The organism is Ilumatobacter coccineus YM16-304, assembly GCF_000348785.1.
GTDB classification, from domain to species: Bacteria; Actinomycetota; Acidimicrobiia; order Acidimicrobiales; family Ilumatobacteraceae; genus Ilumatobacter_A; species Ilumatobacter_A coccineus.
In genome coordinates, this window is record NC_020520.1 from 2,954,815 (window position 1) to 2,975,094 (window position 20,280).

Consider the following 20,280-nt stretch of genomic DNA (forward strand, 5'->3'; position numbering starts at 1 on the left):
TCTGACACCGGATGACGGGCGGTGGTCAGGAGGCTCGGGTGCCGTCGCGGTCGAGGAGGTGCTGGGCGAGCGATTCTCGGTGTTGCTGTGCCGAACCCAGCAGTTGCCTCGACGTGAGCGCACGACGGATGAGGTAGTGAGCGTCGTGTTCCCAGGTGAACCCGATTCCACCGTGGACCTGCACGTTCGTCTCGGCAGCCGACAGCAGCGCGTCGCTCGCGAACGCGAGCGCCAGGGATGAGGTCACCGCCACCTCGTCGGGGAGGTCGCCCACCGCAGCGGCCGCATAGAAGGCGGCGGCGTCGGCCGACTCGTTGTCGAGCAGCACGTCGGCGAGCATGTGCTTGATCGCCTGGAACGAGCCGATGGCCCGATCGAACTGCTTGCGGTTCTTGGCGTACTCGGTCGCCATCTCGAGTGCCGCCTGCGCGGCTCCCGCCTGCTCGCAGGCCAAGCCGGCGGCAACGACGTGGAGTGCTGCAGCGAGTGCGTCGCCTCCGCTGCCGAGGGAGCACATCGGCCGCCCCGGACTGTCGGCGAACTCGACCGCGCTCACGGGTCGCGTCGGATCCATCGGCTCGTCGAGGCGGACCGACACGCCGTCGGCCTGCGCGTCGACGGCGAAGATCGTCACGCCGTCGTCGGTCGTGGCAGTCACGAGCAGCACGTCGGCGTGGTGTGCGTCGGTGACGACCTGCTTCGACCCCGTGATTCGGTGGTCGTCGCCGTCGAGCCTCGCGGTCGCGGCCGCTGCCGACGTCGACCACTCCGACTCCGATTCGAGGTAGGCGACCGTCGCGATCTGCTCGCCCGAGGCGATGGTCGTCAGCACATCGCGTTTGGCTGCCTCGTCGTCGCAGGCGAGCAGCACCTGCGCCGCCAGGACCGCCGAGGAGAAGAACGGTCCGGGGAGCAGGACACGACCCATCTCCTTCAGCACGATCGCGAGTTCGACGAACGAGTAGCCCGATCCGCCGTACATCTCTGGGATGGCGAGGCCGTGCAGCCCGACGTCGGTGGCCATGGTGCTCCACAGCGATCGGTCGAATCCGGCCTCGTCGGCGGTCACCTTGCGCACCGAGGTCAACGGCGCCCGGTCGGCGAGCATGCCGCGGACGACATCCTGCAGTTGTTCTTGTTCGTCGGTCAGGGAGAAGTTCACGTCGATCTCGTTTCGATGAAGTCGGTTCGCAGAGTGGGGTGCGTCAGCCGGTCGTGGTGGGCCGAGGTTCGCGGGGCAGACCGAGCACCCGCTCACCGAGCGTGTTGCGCTGGATCTGGCTCGATCCGCCGTAGATGGTCGCGGCCAGCGAGGTCATGTAGACCCGCTGCCAGGCTGCGGGAGAGTTGGGCGAGCCGAGCGGCTCGGGTCCGAGGTCGGCGACCGCTTCCGCTCCCCCGGCGTAGGTCGACCGCAGTCCGAGAACATCCATCGACAGGCGGGCGACGCGCTTGTGGTACTCGCTCGTGTACAGCTTCGACATCGACGACTCCGGGCCGGGCGACTTGCCGCTCGCCGCTCGCGTGAGCGTGCGCAGCCCGAGGTACTTGAAGATCTCGACCTTCGAGAAGCACCAGGCCAACTCCTGGCGGATCCACGGGTCGTCGGCCCGCCCCTGCTCCTGCACGAGGTCGCAGAGGCGCTCGAGTTCCTGTCGGTGCAGGAGGTAGGCAGCGCCCGACGATGCGCCGCGCTCGAAACCGAGCAGCGTCATCGTCATCCGAGCGCCGTCGTTGACCTCGCCGACCATGTTGTCGACGTGGGTGACGGCGTCGGTGAAGAACACCTCGCAGAACTCCTCGCGGCCGGTCATCGTCCGGATCGGTCGCACTTCGACGCCCGGCTGGTCCATCGGCAGCAGGAGCATCGAGAGCCCCTTCGCCTTGGGAGCGTCGGGGTCGGTACGGGCGAGGGCGAAGATCCAGTTGGCGTGGAGGCCGGCGGTCTGCCACACCTTCTGCCCGTTGACGATCCAGTTGTCGCCGTCACGGACGGCTCGCGTCTTCAAGCCGAAGAGGTCGCTGCCCGCTTCGGGCTCGGAGTAGCCCTGACACCAGCGGTGCTCGCCCGACACGATCTTCGGCAGGAAGCGGGCGCGCTGGTCGTCGGTGCCGGCATGCAGGATCGTCGGGCCGATCAGGCTGAAGCCGAACGAATCGGACGGGATCGGCAGCAGCGGTGCGCCGGCGCGAACGAACTCCTCCTGGACGATCACCTGTTGCATGAGCCCGAGTCCGGCGCCGCCGTACTCCTTGGGCCAGGCGACGGCGAGGTAGCCGTTGCCGAGCAGTGTTTCGCGCCAGCGAGGTGCGAACTCCTGGCGTTCGGCCTCCGACAGCGCGCCGTAACCCTGCCAATCGTCGGGCAGGTGTGTGGTCAGGAACGACCTGACCTCGGTTCGGAACGTTTCCTGATCGGTGTCAGCCGTCAGATCCATTGCGCAACTCCTCTGTGAGCGTGGGAGACATCATTTCGTGTACGGGGTGCGGGTGTCGCATCGGCCGAGCGCTCGTCGTCGCTGGTCGGCCGTCGCCGCTGGCCGGTCGTCGCCGCTGCGGCGGCATCAGGCGGTCGAGCGGCCGGGCGACACGCCGGCTGTCGATGCGGCGGGCATGTCGGCCAGCGGGCGACCGGCGAGCTTCGGTCCGGTCGTGTGCAGGTGGCACTGCACGGCCGAGTCCGCTCCGTAGGTGACGGTCGGTGGGTGCTCGGTGCGACAGATGTCGAGCGCGTACGAGCAGCGGGTGTGGAAACTGCACCCGGGTGGCGCGTTGATCGGGTCGGGTGTCTCACCGAGCAGCGGGATGCGCTTCTTCGTCGCACGGTCGCTCACGGTCGGCGACGGCACCGACGAGAGCAGCGACTGCGTGTACGGGTGACGTGGCTCGGCGAAGACGGTCTCGGTCGGCCCGGTCTCGACGAGCTCGCCGAGGTACATCACGCCGACGCGCGGCGCGATGTGCTCGACGACGGCGAGGTCGTGGGCGATGAAGAGGTACGACAGCCCGAGTTCGGCCTGGAACTCGTTGAGCAGGTTGACGATCTCGTTCTGGGTCGAGACGTCGAGCGCGCTGACCGCCTCGTCGAGGATGATCAGCTTCGGTTGCAGTGCGATCGCACGGGCGATCGAGATGCGCTGTCGTTGTCCGCCCGAGAACTCGTACGGATACCTGTCGAGCTGTCGCTTCGACAGCCGGACCAGCTCGAGCAGACGTGCGGCCTCTTCGCGTCGCTCGTGCTTCGACTTGTCGGTGTGGACGCTGAGCGGTTCGGCGATGCTCTCGCCCACCGTCATCGACGGGTTGAGCGACGAACTCGGGTCCTGGAAGACCATCTGCATCTTCGAACGGAGTCCGCGCAGCTCGCGCTGCGGGAGCCCGACGATCTCCTGACCGTCGAGTCTGATCGATCCCGACGACGGCTCGATGAGGCGCAGCACCGCGCGGCCGGTCGACGACTTGCCCGATCCCGACTCGCCGATGATGCCGAGCGATTCACCGGCGCCCACACTGAAGCTGACGTCGCGGACGGCTCGCAACGGTCGCCGTCCGAACATCCCGGTCTTGATCTGGAAGGTGACGTTGAGGTCGGTCACCTCGAGTAGCGGCTGCGTCGCCGACCGATTGCCGGCGCCTTCCACCGTGTCGTGCGTGCGGTCGGGAGGGGTCACTTGGCACTTCCCTTCAGGTCGAGTTCGCTCTCGCGCCGGCATCGAGACGAATGGCCCGCACCGAGGTCGCGGAGTTCGATCGTGCCGGCGGGGTCGCCCGGCTCCGGAACCGCGCACGACTCGACGAAGTGCGCACACCGCGGCCCGAACCGGCAACCGCTCGGGTACGAACCAGGAAGCGCCACCGATCCGGGGATGAACGGCAGCACGCCGCTACGACGCTGGCCGACGACCGGGATCGCGTCGAGGAGCGCCGCCGTGTACGGGTGCCGAGGCCGCTCGAAGATCGACTCGATCGAAGCCCCTTCCACGACCTGTCCCGAGTACATGACCAGGACGCGTTCGCAGAACTCGGCCACGACGGCGAGGTCGTGGGTGACGAGCACGATGGCCATGCCGAGGTCCTGCTGCAACTCGGCGAGCAGCTCGAGCACCTGGGCCTGGATGGTGACGTCGAGTGCGGTCGTCGGCTCGTCGGCGATCACCACCTTCGGGTCGCAGATCAGCGCGAGCGCGATCATCACGCGCTGGCGCATGCCGCCGGAGAGTTCGTGCGGGTATGCCTTGGCTCGGGTGCGGGCACTCGGAATCTGGACGCGGTCGAGCATCTCGACCGCGCGCTCCCACGCTTGCTTGCGTGACACGTTGCGGTGCAGCCGGTAGGCCTCGGCGAGTTGGTCGCCGATGCGGAACACCGGGTTGAGGCTCGTCATCGGCTCCTGGAACACCATCGAGATGACGCCACCTCGGAGCTGTGAGAGCTGTTTGGGCGACGCGGCGAGCAGGTCGTGACCGTCGATGTGGATCGAGCCGTTGGTGACGACTCCGGGAGGACTCGGGATGAGGCCGAGCATCGACAGACTCGTGACGGTCTTGCCCGAACCCGACTCGCCCACGAGGCCGACGATCTCGCCGGCGTTGACCGAGAACGACACGTCCTGCACCACCGGTTGGAGTCCGGCTCCGGTGTAGAACGACACTTCGAGGTTCTCGACCCGGATCACCTCGGCCGCCCCGGTCGAGCCGAGGGGCGCCTGCGCCACGGTCTCGGCGGTCATGATTTCCTCACTTCCTTGCCGAGCGAGTCGCGTAGACCGTCGCCGAGCACGTTGAGCGACAGCACGGTGAGTGCGATGGGGATGCCGGGGAAGATCGTCAGCCACGGTGCGCTCTGGGTGAGACGGAAGCCGCGCTGGAGCAGCGAGCCCCAGCTCGCCTCCGGGGCCTGCACGCCGAGTGCGATGAAGCTCAGCGCCGCTTCGGCGAGCATGGCCACGCCCATCAACAGGGAGGCCTGCACGATCAGCGGTGCCGCCACGTTGGGCAGCACGTGGCGCCGGATGATCGTGCGGCGCGGCGTGCCGATCGAGCGCGCTGCCTCGATGTACGTCTCCTGCCGAACGGCCAGCGTGGCTCCTCGCCCCAGACGGAGGAATCGAGGGGCGAAGATGATGCCGATCGCGAACATCGCGTTGCGCAGGCCCGGGCCGAGCACGGCGACGATCGAGATGGCCAGGATCAGCGGAGGGAACGCCATGATCGCGTCGGTGATTCGCATGATGATCGCGTCGATCCAACCGCCTGAGTATCCGGCGACAATTCCTGGTATCACGCCGAGCACTAGTGCCACCACCACTGACTGAAGCGCTGCGAGAAGTGACACACGACCGGCGAAGAGCATGCGGCTGTAGAGATCTCGTCCGAGGTCGTCGGTTCCGAACCAATTGCTCTTCGACGGGCTCTGCAGATACGAGCTCAAATCCTGAAGATACGGATCGTGCGTGGCCAGGAGTGGTGCAAAGACCGCGCTTCCGATGATCAGAATGAGAAATATTGCGGCCACAACAGCCGGTTTTTGCTGATAAAAGCGACGGGCGAACCGCCGGAGCCCGAGAAACATCGGCGTCGTGGTCTCGACGTCGTTCGCGACCTCAACGGTCGGTGCGTCCACGGGTCGATCGATCTGGTCGCTCATGTCGTCGCCCGCCTCACTCGCGGGTCGAGCCACGCGTAGAGCAGATCGACCACGAGGTTGACCGTCAAGATGATGAGGGCCGTCACGATGACGATCCCCTGGACCATCGGGAAGTCGCGTTGGATGACGGCGTTGATCGCGAGGTCGCCGATGCCGGGCAGCGCGAAGACTCGTTCGACGACCGCCGACCCGCCGAGCAGAAAGGCCACCTGGAAACCGATGACGGTGATCGCCGGGATCGATGCGTTCTTCAACGCGTGCTTGATCAGGATGGTGCGGTCGCGCACGCCGACCGATCGTGCGGTGCGGACGTAGTCGTTCTCGAGCGTGGTGATCATCGAACCTCGGAGTTGCCGGGTCGTCTCGGCCGCCGCCGAACTCCCCAGCGTGATGGCCGGCAGGACCAGGGACTTGACCCACTCGACCAGACCGTCGGAGGGCGGTGAGTAGCCGACCGCCGGGAACAGGTTCCAGTGGAGTGCGAACACCAGGATGAGGAGCGTGCCGAGCCAGAAGTTCGGGATGGCCACACCGAGGCCGGCGAAGAGCATCGCCACTCGGTCGAAGCGACTGCCTCGACGAGCCGCCGCCAGCAGACCGGCGGGAATGGCGATGGCCAGCGCCACGACCATCGACGCCGCCGTCAACGCGACCGACACCGGCAGTCGTTCGCCGATCGCATCGGCGACCGAACGGTTGGAGTAGAGCGACGTGCCGAGGTCGCCGACGAGGACGTCGGAGATCCAGTTCCAGAACTGCGTGAAGAACGGATCGTTGAGTCCGAGATTCTCTCGGATCGCTTCGATCTGCTCGGCGCTGGCGTTGTCGCCCGCCAGCGTGATCGCCGGGTCACCGGGCACGAAGAAGAGCAACAGAAACACCGTGAAGCACACCACGAACAGAAGCGGCACCATGATCAGAATGCGTCTGACGAGATAGAGAAACACCGTGGTCCTTGCGGAGGTTCGTCAACCGCCCGGACCGCGGTGGCGGTCCGGGCGGGTGACTGTGGGATGGGGTGGACGGGTCAGCTCGCGGCGGCGATGTACACGCCGCGGAACTCCTGCTTGCCCGAGAGGTACGCCTCGGCGCCGACGACGTCGTCGCTCCACACGTTGGCGAGCAGCGGGAAGTAGAGGGGCACGTCGAGTGCTTCTTCGACCGAGATGCGTGTCGCTTCCTGCAGTGCAGCGGCCCGTTCCTCAGCGGAGAGGTTCTGGTCGTTGACGAGCAGGAGCTGCGCCTCGAGTGCGTCGGAGCGGTGCTTGCCCGGGTTGAGGAAGCCGTTCTCGCCGTACTGCAGTGCCAGCATCTGACCCGGATCGGGGCGGCCACCCCAGACGCCGGAGAGCATGTCGCCCTGCGCCTGTGCCAACCACACGTCACCGGCGGTGCCGGGTGCGAGTTCACGCACGGTCACGTCGATCCCGATCGCTTCGAGCATGGCCGTGATGGCCTCGGTGCGCTGCGTCGCCGACGGCGGCGTGTCGAGCAGTTCGAGCTCGAAGCCGTCCGGGTAGCCGGCCTCGGCGAGGAGCTCGCGAGCCTTCTCCGGGTCGTAGTCGTAGTAGTCGCAACCGATCTCTTCGTTGAACGCGACGTAGCCCTCGGGCCACGGCTGCGAACACGGGACGGCGTAGCCGCTCGCCAACACGTTCGCGAGTGCTTCACGGTCGATCGCGTGGTTGATCGCCTGACGGACCTCGACGATGGCCAGCGCCTCGCGAGACTTGTTCAGCGGCTGGTTGGGGTACGCGACGTCGTCGAACAGCCCCACCTCGAGACCATCGGTCTCGGCGAGGCGGTCGTATGCCTCGTTGTCGACGATCGTCCAATCGACGGCGCCGGACTGGATGGCGTTGGAACGCGTGCCGGAATCCGACATCACGTGGTACTCGACGCCGGCGAGACCCTGTGCGTCCTTGTCCCAGTAGCCGTCGTACGCCTCGTAGACGATGAGGCTGCCGACGTTGTGCTCGACGACCTCGTACATGCCGGCACCGACGGGCTTCTCGTCGATGTCGGGGTTGTCGAACGACGCAGGGCTGAGCATGGCGCCGGCGCGGTCGGACAGGATGAGGGGCAGCGCTGCCGCTGGCCCGTCGAGGCTGAAGTCGACCGTGTAGTCGTCGACGACGGTCACCTCGGTGATGACGGCGAGGTCGCCGGTCTGCGTGCCACCCTCGATGGTCTGGGCGCGCTCGATGTTGGCCTTGACCGCCTCGGCGTTGAACGGCTCGCCGTCGTGGAAGGTCACGCCTTCGCGCAGTGTGAATCGCAGGGTCGCTCCGTCGTCGATGAACTCCCACTCGGTGGCGAGTCCGGCGACCGGGTCACCGTTGGGCGCCTGGTGGACCAGACGGTCGAGGGCGAGGAACAGCTTGTCGTTGTCCTGGCTCAGCGTCGAGCGGTGCGGGTCGAGGCGGCTGGGTGCGTTGATGCCGGCGTAGCGAAGGATGCCATTCGGATCTCGCTCACCCGCTTCTGTCTCGGATTCCGACGATTCTTCGGCTGGTGCCTCGGTGCTTTCTTCGCTTTCCGGCTGCGTCGCGGCCGGTTCTGCATCGGAATCATCCGAGTCCGAACCGCCACATGCGCCGACGATCACTGCGAGCGAGACGGTTGCGGCCGCCACCCGTTTCCAACGTGTTGCTGTTGAGGTTCCTTGCATCACCATTCCTTTGATAGGTACGAACACATGCCGGCCGAGCGAGCTCGAAGTCACCTGCGGCTGGATCAGCGGCGAACGTAGCCCTGGGGGTTTCTGACGACCAATTCGGAAATGGTCCGGTGAGGAGACCAATCGAGGCCGGCCGGCGGACGAGGCCGAGCGGCCGGAGCGCGCTCTAGCAGGGGTTATCTCACGGTCGCTTCGCGCGGCGATCGTCCGAGTCCGTGGTGCCGTGTGACGAATGTCGCCCGTCTGTCGAGCTGCGGTGCGGCGACATCGTCGGGGTTGTGAGCGCAGCGCGGCGATCGAGGCAAATCTCGGCGACTCGATTATTGGAAGAAACGCCGTCGTCCACTCCCCTAGGTTCGTGTGAACGCCTGCGATCCGCGGGCGACGACGACGTGGGGAGCGACACCGATGACCAGGCAACGCCGATGGCTCGTCGGTCTGCTCGCCGTCACCACCCTCGGGCTACCGGCCGGCCTCCTCCTGGGTTCGGGCGGTGGCCCGAGTTCGATCGAGGGGTTGGCGTCGGCGGGCGAACAGGCCGTGCGATGGACGGGCGCGACCGCAGGGGACACGACGGCCCCCGCAACCACGACGCCGACCAGTACGACCGTTGCGCCGCCCCCGAGCACGACGACATCCACCACGACAGCCCCCACCACGACTTCGTCCACGACCACATCCACGACGTCGACGCTTCCGCCGTCGTCCGAGGGCGACCGGGTGTTGATGTTCGTCGCGTACAACGACGTGTGGTGGTCGGAGTACAAGGTGATGTACGAGACGCTCGACGCGCTCGGCTACGACGTCGACGTGCGCAGCAGCGCCGGCGGGAGTGCGAGCACCTACCAACTCGGGCTCACGCTCGACGAATGGTCCGATCACCCGACGAGCGGCGGCACGCACGCCGGCTTCGTCGACGCATTCGAAGAACGCACCGGTGAGGCGTGGAACTCCACGTGGAACGACCCGGCACCGATCCCGATCGACGGGCTGATCCAAGATGTCGCGTCGCTCGACGCATACGAGGCGTTCGTGCTGGTGGGAGGCACCGGTGCGATCGACTACCTGTACGACGGCACCTATGAGGCGAACACCAGTGACCACGGTGGTGACCCGGGCCATGTCAGCGACGCTGCCGCCGTCGAGGAGGCGGCGATCGCGATCGACGAACTCGTCAACGACGCGATCGAACGCGGTGTGCCGGTCATCGCTCAGTGCCACGGCGCCGCCTTGGTGTCCTACGCACGGATCGATGGCACCACCGGCGGGCCCGGCGACCTCGGCACGAGCGTGCTGGAAGGCCGCTCCGCCACCGGCTACCACCTCGGCGACGGCGACACCGCCGCCCGGTTGGCCTCGCTGGGCGTCACGTATCTCCCCGATCGGTCTGTCGTCGTCGACGGCCCCGACCCCGCTCTGGTCGGCGGCTCGCATGCCGCCACGTCCCGCATCGTGACGACGCGCGACTGGGCGCCGCAGACGGTGCTCCACGGAGCGTCGACGCTGTACGGCATCATGCGCACCTACCCCGCCGACGTCGAGCTCGCCGCCCCGAGGAACGTGCTGGTGCTCCACGGCGGTGCGATCGACCCGAGTGACTGCCAGGCGTCGAACCAGAGCAACGACGTGCCCTGCAACTGGGGTCCAGCCGATCTGCCTGCCGACGTCACCCACCTCGAAGCGCTGCTCGCCGCCGACTCCCCCGCCGACGACTTCGACTTCACCGTGAGCGACCTCGATCTGACCGAGCCCGGTGCGCTGCCGTTCGACCCCGACGCACCCGGTGAGCTGCGCGCGCACCTCGACGCGCAGTCGATCGACGTCGTCGTCTACTTCGAGCACTGGGGTCACGGCACCACCGACGAGATCCAAAGCGATCTGATCGGATTCGCCGACGACGGCGGAGGTCTCGTCGCGTTTCATCACGGTCTCTACAACCAAGGCGGCAACATCGATCTGCTCGCTGCGGCGTTCGGTGCCGAGTCGAACCTCTCCGACTGGGGTGGTTCGACCGATCCGAGACCCGGTGCCGGGCCGTACGGCTTCCTCGCGACCGGCTACGGCCACTTCATCGCCACCCACGGCATCGGCCACGAGTCGACGATGATCGAGCCGCCGTTCGGCGACGGCTTCCCGGCCTCGATGCCGGGCCACCCGTCGCAGTCGTCGGTGGTGAACCCCAACGCGAATGGTCTGCCGTTCGTCGAGCTCCACGAGGAGATCTACGCGAACACGACGTACCTCGGCAGCCCCGACTTCGGGTCGGGCGTCGGCCAGATCGACACGTTCCTGGCCAACGACGCGGCGGCGTTCTCCCCCGATCAGACACTCACCGCTGGTTTCGCCAAGCGGTTCGATCCGTCGGGCGACGACACGGTCGGGCGACTCGCCTACGTGCAGCCCGGCGAAACTCGTTCGAGCTACGAGCCGACGAGTCCGCTCGGCCAGATGTTCCGCAATGCGGTCGCCTGGGCAGCCGACGGCGACGCCTGACAACGCTCCGCCGACCGGTGCTCGACGGGAGTGTCAGCGGATGGGGTCGGCGGTGGCAGCGAGGTCGGCGTATTCGACCTGCAACTCACGCTTGAGGATCTTGCCCGACATGTTGCGAGGCAGCGGTTCGTCGCGAACCACCAGGTAGCGGGGAACCTTGAAGTCGGCGAGCGTGCCGTCGCAGGCCCCGAGGACCGACGGCGCATCGACCAGTTCGGCGTCGCCGACGACGATCACGGCTGGCGTCTCGCCCCATCGCTCGTCGCGCACGCCGACGACCGCCAACTCCGTCACGCCGGGGAGGTCGCCGAGCAGTCGCTCGATCTCGGCCGGGTACACGTTCAGCCCACCCGAGATCAGCATGTCTTTCAGCCGGTCGACCACGTAGAGGTAGCCGTCGTCGTCGAGGCGGCCGAGGTCACCGGTGTGCAGCCAGCCGTCGGCGAGTGCCGCGGCGCTCTCCTCCGGTCGGTTCCAGTAGCCCGCCATGATCTGCGGACCTCTGACGAGGATCTCACCGACCTCCCCGACGGGAAGGATCCGGCCGTCGGCAGCACCGATCACGATCTCGCCGTGCATCACCGGGAGCCCGGCCGAACCGAGCTTGCGCAGCGCGTCGTCGGGGCCCAGCACGGTACCGGCGGCCGAGGCCTCGGTGAGGCTGTAACCCTGCGCCATCGGCACCCCGCGATCCTGCACGGCTCGGATCAGCGATTCGGGCACCGCTGCACCGCCCGACGAGGCGACGCGCCACGACGACAGGTCGGTACTCGCCCAGTTCGGATGCTCGATCATCGACTGGTAGATGACGGGAACGGCGAACAATCCGGTGATGCGTTCCTGCTCGATCAACTCCAAGCCACGGCCGGGCTCGAAGCCGCGTTCGAGCACGACGCAACCGCCGGCCCAATAGGTGAACAGCCACACGGCGAGCCCGCCGGTGAAGGCGAGCGGGAACGGAAGCAGCACGCGATCGTCGGCACCGAGGCCCACCGCCTGCGCCCAGCCCTGCGACCCGGCGTACCACGACTCGTGGGTGAGGATCGCCCCCTTCGGATCGCCCGTGGTGCCCGACGTGTAGCAGACGAACGCCGGCGCCGTGCCGCCCGACCGTTCGCCGGCGAGGCGTCGCGCCGGGGCCTCGCCGCTGCGATGATGACCTTCGAGTTCGTCGGCGAGCAGCACCCGTCGGTCGCCGAGCTGTTCGAGCGCTGCGGCGAACTCGTCGTCGCTCACCACCAGCCGACAGTCGGCATCGTCGGCGACGTATGCCACCTCGGATGCGGTGAAGCGCACGTTCATCGGCACGACGATCGCGTCGAGCTTGAGGGTTGCCATCGCCGTCTCGCACCATTCCGGCCGGTTCCCCATGAGAATGCCGACTCGGTCACCGGGTTCGACGCCGATCGCTGCGAGACCGGCGGCGAGTTCGTCGGTCCGGCGGTCGATCTCACGCCAGGTGTACGAGCGGCCTTCGAAGCGCAGGCCGACGGACTCGGCGCGGTTCGCTGCCCAGTAGCGGCCGATGTCGGCGAGATGCATGGGGTCTCCTTCGATGTTCTGTCTCGATGGGTCGGAACTCATCACAGTACGGTCCGACCAATGACGACAACGGCTCGGATCGGCATCACTCTGATGGCGGGCGATCACGGCATCTCCCCCGTCGAACTCGCGACCGCGGTCGAGGAGCGTGGCTTCGAGTCGCTCTGGCTTCCCGAACACAGCCACATCCCCACGAGTCGGCAGACGCCGTGGCCCGGCTCGTTGACCGGCGAGCCACTGCCCGAGGTCTACTCACGCCTGTACGACCTGACGGTGTCGCTGTCGATGGCGGCGGCGGTCACGTCGCGCATTCGTCTCGGCACGAGCGTGTTGCTGCTCGCTGCCCGCGACCCGCTCTGGACGGCGAAGGAGTTCGCGACGCTCGACGCGCTCAGCGGCGGCCGGGTGGAGTTCGGCGTCGGGTTCGGCTGGAACCGTGAGGAGTTCGAGAACCACGGCACCGACTTCCCGTCGCGTTGGGACCGCACGCACGAAACCGTCGAGGCGATCCGCTCGATCTGGCGTGATGATGTCGCCGAGTTCCACGGCGACCACGTCGACATCGCCCCGTCGTGGGCGTGGCCGAAGCCAGCCCAGCCGACCGGTCCGCGAGTCCACATCGGCGGCGGCGCCGGGCCCCGACTGCTCGGCAACGTGGCCAGGTGGGCCGATGGCTGGATGCCGATCAGCGCTCGCCCGTCGCTCGCAAGCCGTTTGGCCCGCCTCGACGAGGCGTGCGCCGAGGTCGGACGCGACCGGAGCGAGATCGACGTGAGCGTGTTCGGCGCCACCACCGACCCGGCCGGCCTGTCGAACCTGTTCGACGAGGGCATCCACCGCGCCGTGCTCACCCTCCCGAGCCACGACCGCGACGACGTCCTCCGCCACCTCGACGAATGGGCCGCCCTCCCCGACCAACTCTGACCGCCCCGGGCCCGCCAGCCCGCCGCCCGATTCAACGGCCACAGCGGAAGGCCACCCCGGCCACGTGTGACGGAATCGCACCGATCGAACGTCGACAACCGGCGGCGACGGTCCGTACGCTGGTGCCGCTGCTCATCCGACGTCTGAGCACCCTCCACCGCCGTGAGTCCCCGCCGAACCGCACAGAACCCCCTCGCGCGATGGCTGCCCGTTGGCGGAGCGGCGGCGCTCCTCGCACTCGTCGTCGGCATCGGCATCGTCAGCGGTCGGAGCGATTCCGAGCCGGCCGACGGTGAGGTCGGCACGACGAACTCCCTCTCGACGACCACCCTGGCCCCGTTGCCGACCGTCACCTATGAGGCCGTCGAGACCGACGTCGACAGCGAGGACGTCGTCGAGAAGGTCGCCCTGTCGCAGACGCTGAGCAGTGGCAACTCCGGCAGCGAGGTCGAGATGGTGCAGTCGCGTCTCGCCGAACTCGGCTTCGACCCAGGCCCCGTCGACGGAGCGTTCGGCGGCCTGACCACGCAGGCCGTGTGGGCGTTCGAGAAGCTCGTGATGGGCACGCCTCGGGCCGAGGCGACCGGCAAGGTCACCGCTGCACTCTGGGACCGCATGCAGGACCCCATCCGCATCGCTCCCCGGCGCCCGACGAACACGAGTGCCGGTCACACCGAGATCTACTTGCCCGAGCAGGTGATGGTCGTCTTCCACGCCGACGAAGCGGTGCTCGTTGCGCACATCTCGAGCGGCGAGCTCGCCGCCGGCGCCACAGGGTTCACCCCGTGGTACGAGACGGCCGACGAGTACTGCGAGACGGTCACGATCGATACCAACGACCGTGGCGAACCGCTCGACGAGCCGATCGAGAAGGCGATCTGCGGCCGCTCCTACACGCCGCCCGGCGTCTTCACCGCGTACAAGAAGATCGAGGGTCGACGCGAGAGCCGCTTGGGCGGCATGTACGACCCGATCTACATCAATCAGGGCATCGCGATCCACGGCGCCAACTCGATTCCGCTGGAGCCGGCGTCGCACGGCTGCATCCGTGTGTCGCGCACGCTCGGCGAGAAGCTGCCGTCGCTCATCGCGATCGGCGACGAGGTGCTGATCTGGGACGGCGTGACCGAACCCTGGAACCAGTCGGCGGAGGCGATGCAGATGCGCTTCGACTACCCCGACCCCAACGCCACCACCACGACCACCACGCCCAGCACCACGACGACGACCACGACGGTGCCGCCCACCACGGACGCGCCAGCCACCACCGAGGCGACCACACCGAGCACCGAGGCACCGACCACCACGGCGGCGCCGGCGTCCACAACCACCGTGCCGGCCACGACGACCACCACCGCGAAGACCACCACGACCACCTCGGTCGCCGAACCCGGCGAAAGGTGACCCGACGGCCCGCGCCTTGCGCGAGGGCGACCGAGTTCGTCGACGTCGCTCGGGAGAACTCGGGGTCCCCGAAAACGAAAGAACCCCAGGTCGTACGACCTGGGGTTTCTTTGTGGAGCTAAGGAGAATTGAACTCCTGACCTCTTCCATGCCATGGAAGCGCTCTACCAACTGAGCTATAGCCCCATTTCTGGGTTCGTTCACACGCTGTGCGAACGAGCGCTGAACGTTACCGTCGCCGTTCGGAAGTTGACAACGAAAAACCCGACTGACGACGAAGAATCACGCGTTCCACGAGACGCGGGGGACGTCGCCGTACAACCGCTCGATCTCGTAGAACTCCCGCATGTCGTCACGGAACACGTGTACGACCACGTCGCCGTAGTCGATGAGCGTCCACTGCGACTCACGCAGGCCCTCGACTCGCACCGGCGGACGGCCGAGCTGTTCTTTGATCGTGAGCTCGATCTCGTCGGCGACGTTGCGCACCAGCCGCCCGTTCGGGGCGCTGGCGATGACGAAATACCCGGTGATCGAGAGCACGTCGCCCACGTCGAGCACGACGATGTCGGACGCCTGCCGATCGTCGGCCTTGCGTGCGGCGAGGATCGCCAGTGCACGCCCGTCGTCGTCGGGGGCGGTCACCGGATCACCAAGCGCGTCATTCATCGGCCGCGACGGTATCGGAGGTTGCGTCACTCTCGTCGTTCACCGCAGTTGCGTCGCCGTCGGCTGTCTCGCTGTCGGCTGATCCACCGTCGACTGATTCACCGTCGTCCGTCTCGCTGTCGGTTGCCGGGTCGGTCGTCGATGAGGTGGCCGCCTCGGCTGCGATCTCGGCTCGCCGATCGAGGAATCCGGTGCCGAGCACCGCGACCACGTCGACACCCTCGATCAGGCGAGAGGCCACGACCACGTCGACCTCCCCGAACAGGAGCGGAGCGACTTCAGCGACCGCTTCGACGAAGTCCTCGTCCGACACCTCGAGACGGGTGACCTCGCCTGCCCCGTCGACCGACGGTGACGTCTGCACCGACACGACGTTGCCCTGGGCGAACAGCAACTCCCCGATGAGGTCGTGCATCAACTCCACCGTGGTCACGCCATCGCCCGCCGCCGCGATCTGCTCGTCGCTGAACGGGGCGATGATCTGGAACGACAAGCTCTCGTTGGGCTTCGACACCAGCCCGGGAGCGATCTCACCGAACACCAGCAGCGCGTCGCTGCGGTCGACGATGACGAAGTCGGCCTCGTCGGGGTTGACGGCATCGGCGGCAGCGTCGATGTCGATGGCGAGATCGCGATGAGCCACCGAGCCGGCCAGCAGACGCTCGAACGCCTCGTCGACACCCGTCGGGTCGATGGGACGCTCGTCGCCGTCGAGCGGGACATCGACATCGAGCGGCGACGACGACGCAGCTCGGGCAAACGCCGCCCACAGCGCCACGTCGAGGTCGTGGTGGGAGTAGGTCGTGCCGTCGATGTCGATGGCCGTCATGGCCGCGGCGATCGTGGCCGCGTCGAGCGTCGCCACGCCTGCCTCGGCTACCTCGTCGGGATCGGAATCGGCGTCGATCACGTCGTCGGGGAGGTCGACCTCGAACGGCGCCACGCGCTCGACGACCGCGAGCACGTCATCAGGCCCGAGCACGAGCGCGTGCTGGACGGTGATCGACAGGGTCGACTCGAGACCGAACGTGAGCGCCTCGAGACTCTCGGCATCACCGGGAACGTACGGGCGGCTCCCCAACGTCGACCGCTCGTCGCCGAAACCGATCGTGGTGTCGACGTTGACCGGCACGCTGACGAGGCTTCCTCCTGCACCGGCGGGCGACACGACACCGACCACCAGTGAGGCCAGTCGGTTCTCGTCGTCGACCACGCCGATCGCGATCGTCGGTGTCGACGGGAAGGCCACCTCGACGCGAGTGTCGGACGTCGGCGCCGAACCCGCCTCGGAGGTACGCAGCGTCGAGACGCCGACGACCGCAGCGACCGCACCCACCAGCACGAGCACGACGGCGGCCAGTGCACCGACGCGCGTCTGGCGACGGCGGCGGCGAGGGTCAGCGGTCATCGGTACCAGCCTGGCCGATCGGAACGCCGTACAGACCGCGTCGCCGGATTTCTTCGAGGACCGGGTTGGTCACGAGGTAGTCGAGCGGCCGACCATCGGTGAACCGAGCCCGCAGATCGGTGCTCGACACCTCGAGACGGGGAACCTCCACACGAATCCAGTCGACACCGCCCGGCAACTCCACGGGTTCGCCCGGCCGGTCGACCACGACGAGGCGCGACTGCGCCACCACTTCTTCGTGCCGCTCCCACGACGGAAGCCCCGCCGCAGCGTCGTCGCCGACGATGGTGAACAACTCCGCCCCGGGAAAGTCGGCGGCCAACGAGCGAAGCGTGTCGGCGGTGTAACTGTTGCCCCCGAGATCGATCTCGTGCCGACCCGGCTGCAACCGATCGACTGCGGCGACCGCAGCACTCACGAGCGCGAGACGGTCTTCGGCCCCGGTGATGTCACGGGTGCCCTGCTTCTGCCACGGGATGTTGGCGACCATCATCACGACGACGTCGAGATCGAGCTCGTACGCCACGTTGACCGCGGTGACGAGGTGCCCGACGTGCGGAGGATCGAAGGTTCCGCCGAACAGTCCCACCCGCCGAATCTCGCTCGGCTCGGAGCTCGCGTCACGGCCAGAAATGCCGGGCTGTGGCTTCGAGCGAGCCTGATCGACCCCGGAATCCGACACGATCTGCCACTGTACGGTCGATTTTCGAAGAATCCCCCTTACCGGTCCGAACGGGGGTTGACACACCTGTTACTGTGAGTTGTCCCCCAAATAAAACCCCCCGATTCCGTTTGAGCCATGTTCCATGAGGGAATCATGACTCAACATCAGCGCTCGTCGCTCCGATCACCGTGTACGGCTCGTCGCCAGAACGGTCCACGATCCACCCGAGCTCGTTCGTTGTGCCCCACGACACAACGACACGCGGAATCACGAAACACAACGAACGGTTGTTAGAAGCATCATGAATGACTCCATCGGTCTCTACCTGAACGACATCGGCAAGGTCCCCCTCCTCACCGCCGAAGACGAGCGCGAGCTCTCACGTGTCATCGAAGCAGGACGGGACGCCCGCGAAGCCCTCGAGGCCGGCAAGAAGGGCGTCGCTCTCAAGCGCGCCGTGCGGGATGCCGCCAAGGCCAAGGATCGGTTCATCCGCTCCAACCTCCGACTCGTCGTCTCCATCGCCCGTCGCTACCCGCTCCCCCAGGGCATGGACCTCCTCGACCTCATCCAGGAAGGCAACCTCGGCCTCGAGCACGCCGTCGACAAGTTCGACTGGCGCCGTGGCTTCAAGTTCTCCACCTACGCCACGTTCTGGATCCGCCAGGCCATCGGCCGTGCGCTCGACCAGAAGGCCAGCCTCATCCGCATCCCGGGCGACCGTTCGGCCAGCCTCCGTGCGGCACTGCGTCAGGCCAGCGGCGACGGCGAGACCCTCGACCAGCAGAACGCCGAGCTGCACCGTCTCACCACGCCGGTCAGCCTCGACAAGACCGTCGGCGACGACGGCGACGCCACGCTCGGCGACCTCATGGCCAACGGCGACACCACGCCCGAAGACGCCGTCATGGCACTCGTCGAGAGCGATCTGCTCGACGAACTCCTCGACACGCTCGACGCTCGTGCCCGCTTCGCCGTCGAAGCCCGCTTCGGCCTCGTCGACGGTGAGCGCAAGAGCTTCCGTGAAGTCGGCGAACAGCTCGGTGTGACGGCAGAAGCCGCCCGCCGCCTCGTGAGCCGCGCCGTTGCGGGCCTCCGCGACGACGCCGAACGCATTCTGGCGGTCTGAGCTTCCGTCTGACTGCGTTCCCCGAACAGAGAGAATTGATGGGTGCCCTCGGACGTTGGTTCGGGGGCTCCTTTCGTTTTTGACTGGGACTGGCGGGCAGGTCGAGCGGAGCGAGCTGAGGAGCGACGCAACGAGCGAAGCGACGTTGCATGGAACGCCCATCGGAACGATCCATGACGGTGCCCGATCTCCCGTGCGTTCACCTGAGTGCAGCCAGATGTCCCTGGCGGAGCCCGAGTGATGGTGACCCGAGTGATGGTGACCCGAGTGATGGTGACCCGAGTGATGGTGACCCGACACGACGACGTGGTCGGGAGAAGAACCCACACCTGCCGTCGGCCATCACGACGGATAGCCTTGCTCGCATGTCGTCGCGTGAACCCTGGTCGCCGAGCTCCTGGCAGGAGCGTCGCGCCGGACAACAACCCCACTGGCCCGACACCGGAGCGCTCGAAGGGTCGCTGAAGACCATCGCCGAGATGCCGCCGCTGATCTTCGCCGAAGAGTGCCGGTCGCTGCAGACCCATCTCGGTCAGGTCGCCGCCGGCAACGCCTTCCTCCTCCAAGCGGGCGACTGCGCCGAGAGCTTCGAAGAGTTCTCGGCCGACAACATCCGCGAGAAGCTGCGCGTCATCCTGCAGATGGCGATCATCCTCACCTACTCGGTCGGCGTCCCCACCGTGAAGGTCGGTCGCATGGCCGGGCAGTTCGCCAAGCCCCGCTCGTCCGACTTCGAGAAGGTCGGCGACCTCGAGATCCCGTCGTTCCGCGGCCACATCGTCAACGACCCGACCACCACCGAAGCCGCTCGCATGCCCGACCCGGAGCGACTCGTCCAGGCCTACAACCAGTCGGCGTCCACGCTCAACCTGCTCCGTGCGTTCACCAAGGGCGGTTTCGCCGACCTCTCCCGCGTGCACGCCTGGACCCAGGAGTTCGTCGCCGCTAGCCCGCAGGGTCAGCGCTACGAGCAGCTCGCCTCCGAGATCGAACGGGCGCTGTCGTTCATGCGTGCCTGCGGTATCGAGACCGAGCAGAACGCCAGCCTTTCCGAAGTCGACGTGTTCACGTCGCACGAAGCGCTCATCCTCGGCTACGAAGAAGCGCTCACCCGCAAGGACTCGCTCACCGGCGAGTGGTACGACTGCTCGGCGCACATGCTGTGGATCGGTGAACGCACCCGTGAACTCGACGGCGCACACGTCGAGTTCCTGCGCGGTGTCGGCAACCCGATCGGCTGCAAGGTCGGCCCCACGACCACCGCCGAGTACCTGATCGAACTGTGCGAGACACTCAACCCGTCACGCATCCCCGGCCGCCTCACCCTCATCACCCGGATGGGCGCCGACAAGATCGAAGACGGCCTCCGTCCGCTGCTCCGTGCCGTCACCGACTCCGGTCACCCCGTCGTGTGGGCGTGCGACCCGATGCACGGCAACACGTTCACGGCGCCGTCCGGCCGCAAGACCCGCCACTTCGACGACGTGCTCCGCGAGATCGGCGGCTTCGTCCGCGCTCACCGCGCCGAGGGCACCTGGCCCGGCGGCATCCACGTCGAACTCACCGGCGACGATGTCACCGAGTGCCTCGGCGGCTCCGAAGAACTCGACGACACGCAACTCGACGATCGCTACCAGACGATCTGCGACCCCCGCCTCAACGGGCGACAGAGCGTCGACCTGGCGTTCCGGGTCGCCGAGCTGATTCGCGACTTCACCTAG

General features: G+C 67.3%; 16 protein-coding genes and 1 tRNA gene. 5 read left to right on the forward strand and 12 right to left on the reverse strand.

Features of this window, described 5'->3' with window-relative positions; all coding sequences use genetic code 11:
• Positions 1 to 25: 25 nt before the first annotated feature.
• The 7 genes from YM304_RS13340 to YM304_RS13370 form a co-directional block, all read right to left on the reverse strand.
• Entirely contained in the window at positions 26 to 1,162 is a 1,137-nt protein-coding gene (locus YM304_RS13340; protein ID WP_015442224.1) for an acyl-CoA dehydrogenase family protein, read from the reverse strand.
• A gap of 43 nt (positions 1,163 to 1,205) precedes the next feature.
• Positions 1,206 to 2,438 (reverse strand): acyl-CoA dehydrogenase family protein, encoded by a 1,233-nt coding sequence (locus YM304_RS13345; protein ID WP_015442225.1) that lies wholly within the window; start codon positions 2,436 to 2,438, stop codon positions 1,206 to 1,208.
• A gap of 126 nt (positions 2,439 to 2,564) precedes the next feature.
• Complete coding sequence (locus tag YM304_RS13350; protein ID WP_015442226.1) at positions 2,565 to 3,671, reverse strand: ABC transporter ATP-binding protein; 1,107 nt, start codon at positions 3,669 to 3,671, stop codon at positions 2,565 to 2,567.
• Positions 3,668 to 4,729: an ABC transporter ATP-binding protein gene (locus YM304_RS13355; RefSeq protein ID WP_015442227.1), complete on the reverse strand. Its 1,062-nt coding sequence runs from the start codon at positions 4,727 to 4,729 to the stop codon at positions 3,668 to 3,670. Before YM304_RS13355 ends, YM304_RS13350 begins: the two co-directional genes overlap by 4 nt.
• Positions 4,726 to 5,646, reverse strand: a complete 921-nt coding sequence (locus YM304_RS13360; RefSeq protein WP_015442228.1) for an ABC transporter permease — start codon at positions 5,644 to 5,646, stop codon at positions 4,726 to 4,728. The genes YM304_RS13355 and YM304_RS13360 overlap by 4 nt, the downstream gene beginning before the upstream one ends.
• Positions 5,643 to 6,593: an ABC transporter permease gene (locus YM304_RS13365; RefSeq protein ID WP_015442229.1), complete on the reverse strand. Its 951-nt coding sequence runs from the start codon at positions 6,591 to 6,593 to the stop codon at positions 5,643 to 5,645. Before YM304_RS13365 ends, YM304_RS13360 begins: the two co-directional genes overlap by 4 nt.
• A gap of 80 nt (positions 6,594 to 6,673) precedes the next feature.
• Complete coding sequence (locus tag YM304_RS13370) at positions 6,674 to 8,281, reverse strand: ABC transporter substrate-binding protein (protein ID WP_041298303.1); 1,608 nt, start codon at positions 8,279 to 8,281, stop codon at positions 6,674 to 6,676.
• A gap of 453 nt (positions 8,282 to 8,734) precedes the next feature.
• On the opposite strand from YM304_RS13370, the gene YM304_RS25300 reads away from it, so the two are divergent.
• Positions 8,735 to 10,819 carry a type 1 glutamine amidotransferase family protein gene (locus tag YM304_RS25300; RefSeq protein ID WP_015442231.1) on the forward strand — a complete coding sequence of 695 codons (2,085 nt, stop codon included), beginning with the start codon at positions 8,735 to 8,737 and terminating at the stop codon, positions 10,817 to 10,819.
• Positions 10,820 to 10,852: 33 nt separating this feature from the next.
• Here YM304_RS25300 and YM304_RS13380 read toward each other — a convergent pair whose 3' ends face one another.
• The gene (locus tag YM304_RS13380; RefSeq protein ID WP_083908369.1) at positions 10,853 to 12,403 is read right to left on the reverse strand and encodes a class I adenylate-forming enzyme family protein; all 1,551 of its coding nucleotides are present in this window, start codon (positions 12,401 to 12,403) and stop codon (positions 10,853 to 10,855) included.
• A gap of 18 nt (positions 12,404 to 12,421) precedes the next feature.
• Here YM304_RS13380 and YM304_RS13385 point away from each other — a divergent pair, with 18 nt between their 5' ends.
• Both YM304_RS13385 and YM304_RS13390 read left to right on the forward strand, forming a co-directional pair.
• Entirely contained in the window at positions 12,422 to 13,285 is an 864-nt protein-coding gene (locus tag YM304_RS13385) for an LLM class F420-dependent oxidoreductase (RefSeq protein ID WP_015442233.1), read from the forward strand.
• 162 nt (positions 13,286 to 13,447) lie between these two features.
• Positions 13,448 to 14,689, forward strand: a complete 1,242-nt coding sequence (locus YM304_RS13390) for a L,D-transpeptidase family protein (protein ID WP_015442234.1) — start codon at positions 13,448 to 13,450, stop codon at positions 14,687 to 14,689.
• Positions 14,690 to 14,802: 113 nt separating this feature from the next.
• Here YM304_RS13390 and YM304_RS13395 read toward each other — a convergent pair.
• The 4 genes from YM304_RS13395 to nadD form a co-directional block, all read right to left on the reverse strand.
• A tRNA-Ala gene (locus tag YM304_RS13395) sits at positions 14,803 to 14,875 on the reverse strand.
• 96 nt (positions 14,876 to 14,971) lie between these two features.
• A complete protein-coding gene (gene rsfS / locus YM304_RS13400; RefSeq protein ID WP_154723452.1) occupies positions 14,972 to 15,358 on the reverse strand; it encodes a ribosome silencing factor in 387 nt (128 codons plus the stop codon).
• The gene (locus tag YM304_RS13405; RefSeq protein WP_015442236.1) at positions 15,351 to 16,766 is read right to left on the reverse strand and encodes a hypothetical protein; all 1,416 of its coding nucleotides are present in this window, start codon (positions 16,764 to 16,766) and stop codon (positions 15,351 to 15,353) included. Before YM304_RS13405 ends, rsfS begins: the two co-directional genes overlap by 8 nt.
• Positions 16,756 to 17,355 carry a nicotinate-nucleotide adenylyltransferase gene (gene nadD, locus YM304_RS13410; RefSeq protein WP_015442237.1) on the reverse strand — a complete coding sequence of 200 codons (600 nt, stop codon included), beginning with the start codon at positions 17,353 to 17,355 and terminating at the stop codon, positions 16,756 to 16,758. The genes YM304_RS13405 and nadD overlap by 11 nt, the downstream gene beginning before the upstream one ends.
• A gap of 376 nt (positions 17,356 to 17,731) precedes the next feature.
• Between nadD and YM304_RS13415 the strand changes: the two genes are divergently transcribed.
• Positions 17,732 to 18,559, forward strand: a complete 828-nt coding sequence (locus YM304_RS13415) for a sigma-70 family RNA polymerase sigma factor (protein ID WP_015442238.1) — start codon at positions 17,732 to 17,734, stop codon at positions 18,557 to 18,559.
• A gap of 365 nt (positions 18,560 to 18,924) precedes the next feature.
• Positions 18,925 to 20,280, forward strand: a complete 1,356-nt coding sequence (locus YM304_RS13420; RefSeq protein WP_015442239.1) for a class II 3-deoxy-7-phosphoheptulonate synthase — start codon at positions 18,925 to 18,927, stop codon at positions 20,278 to 20,280.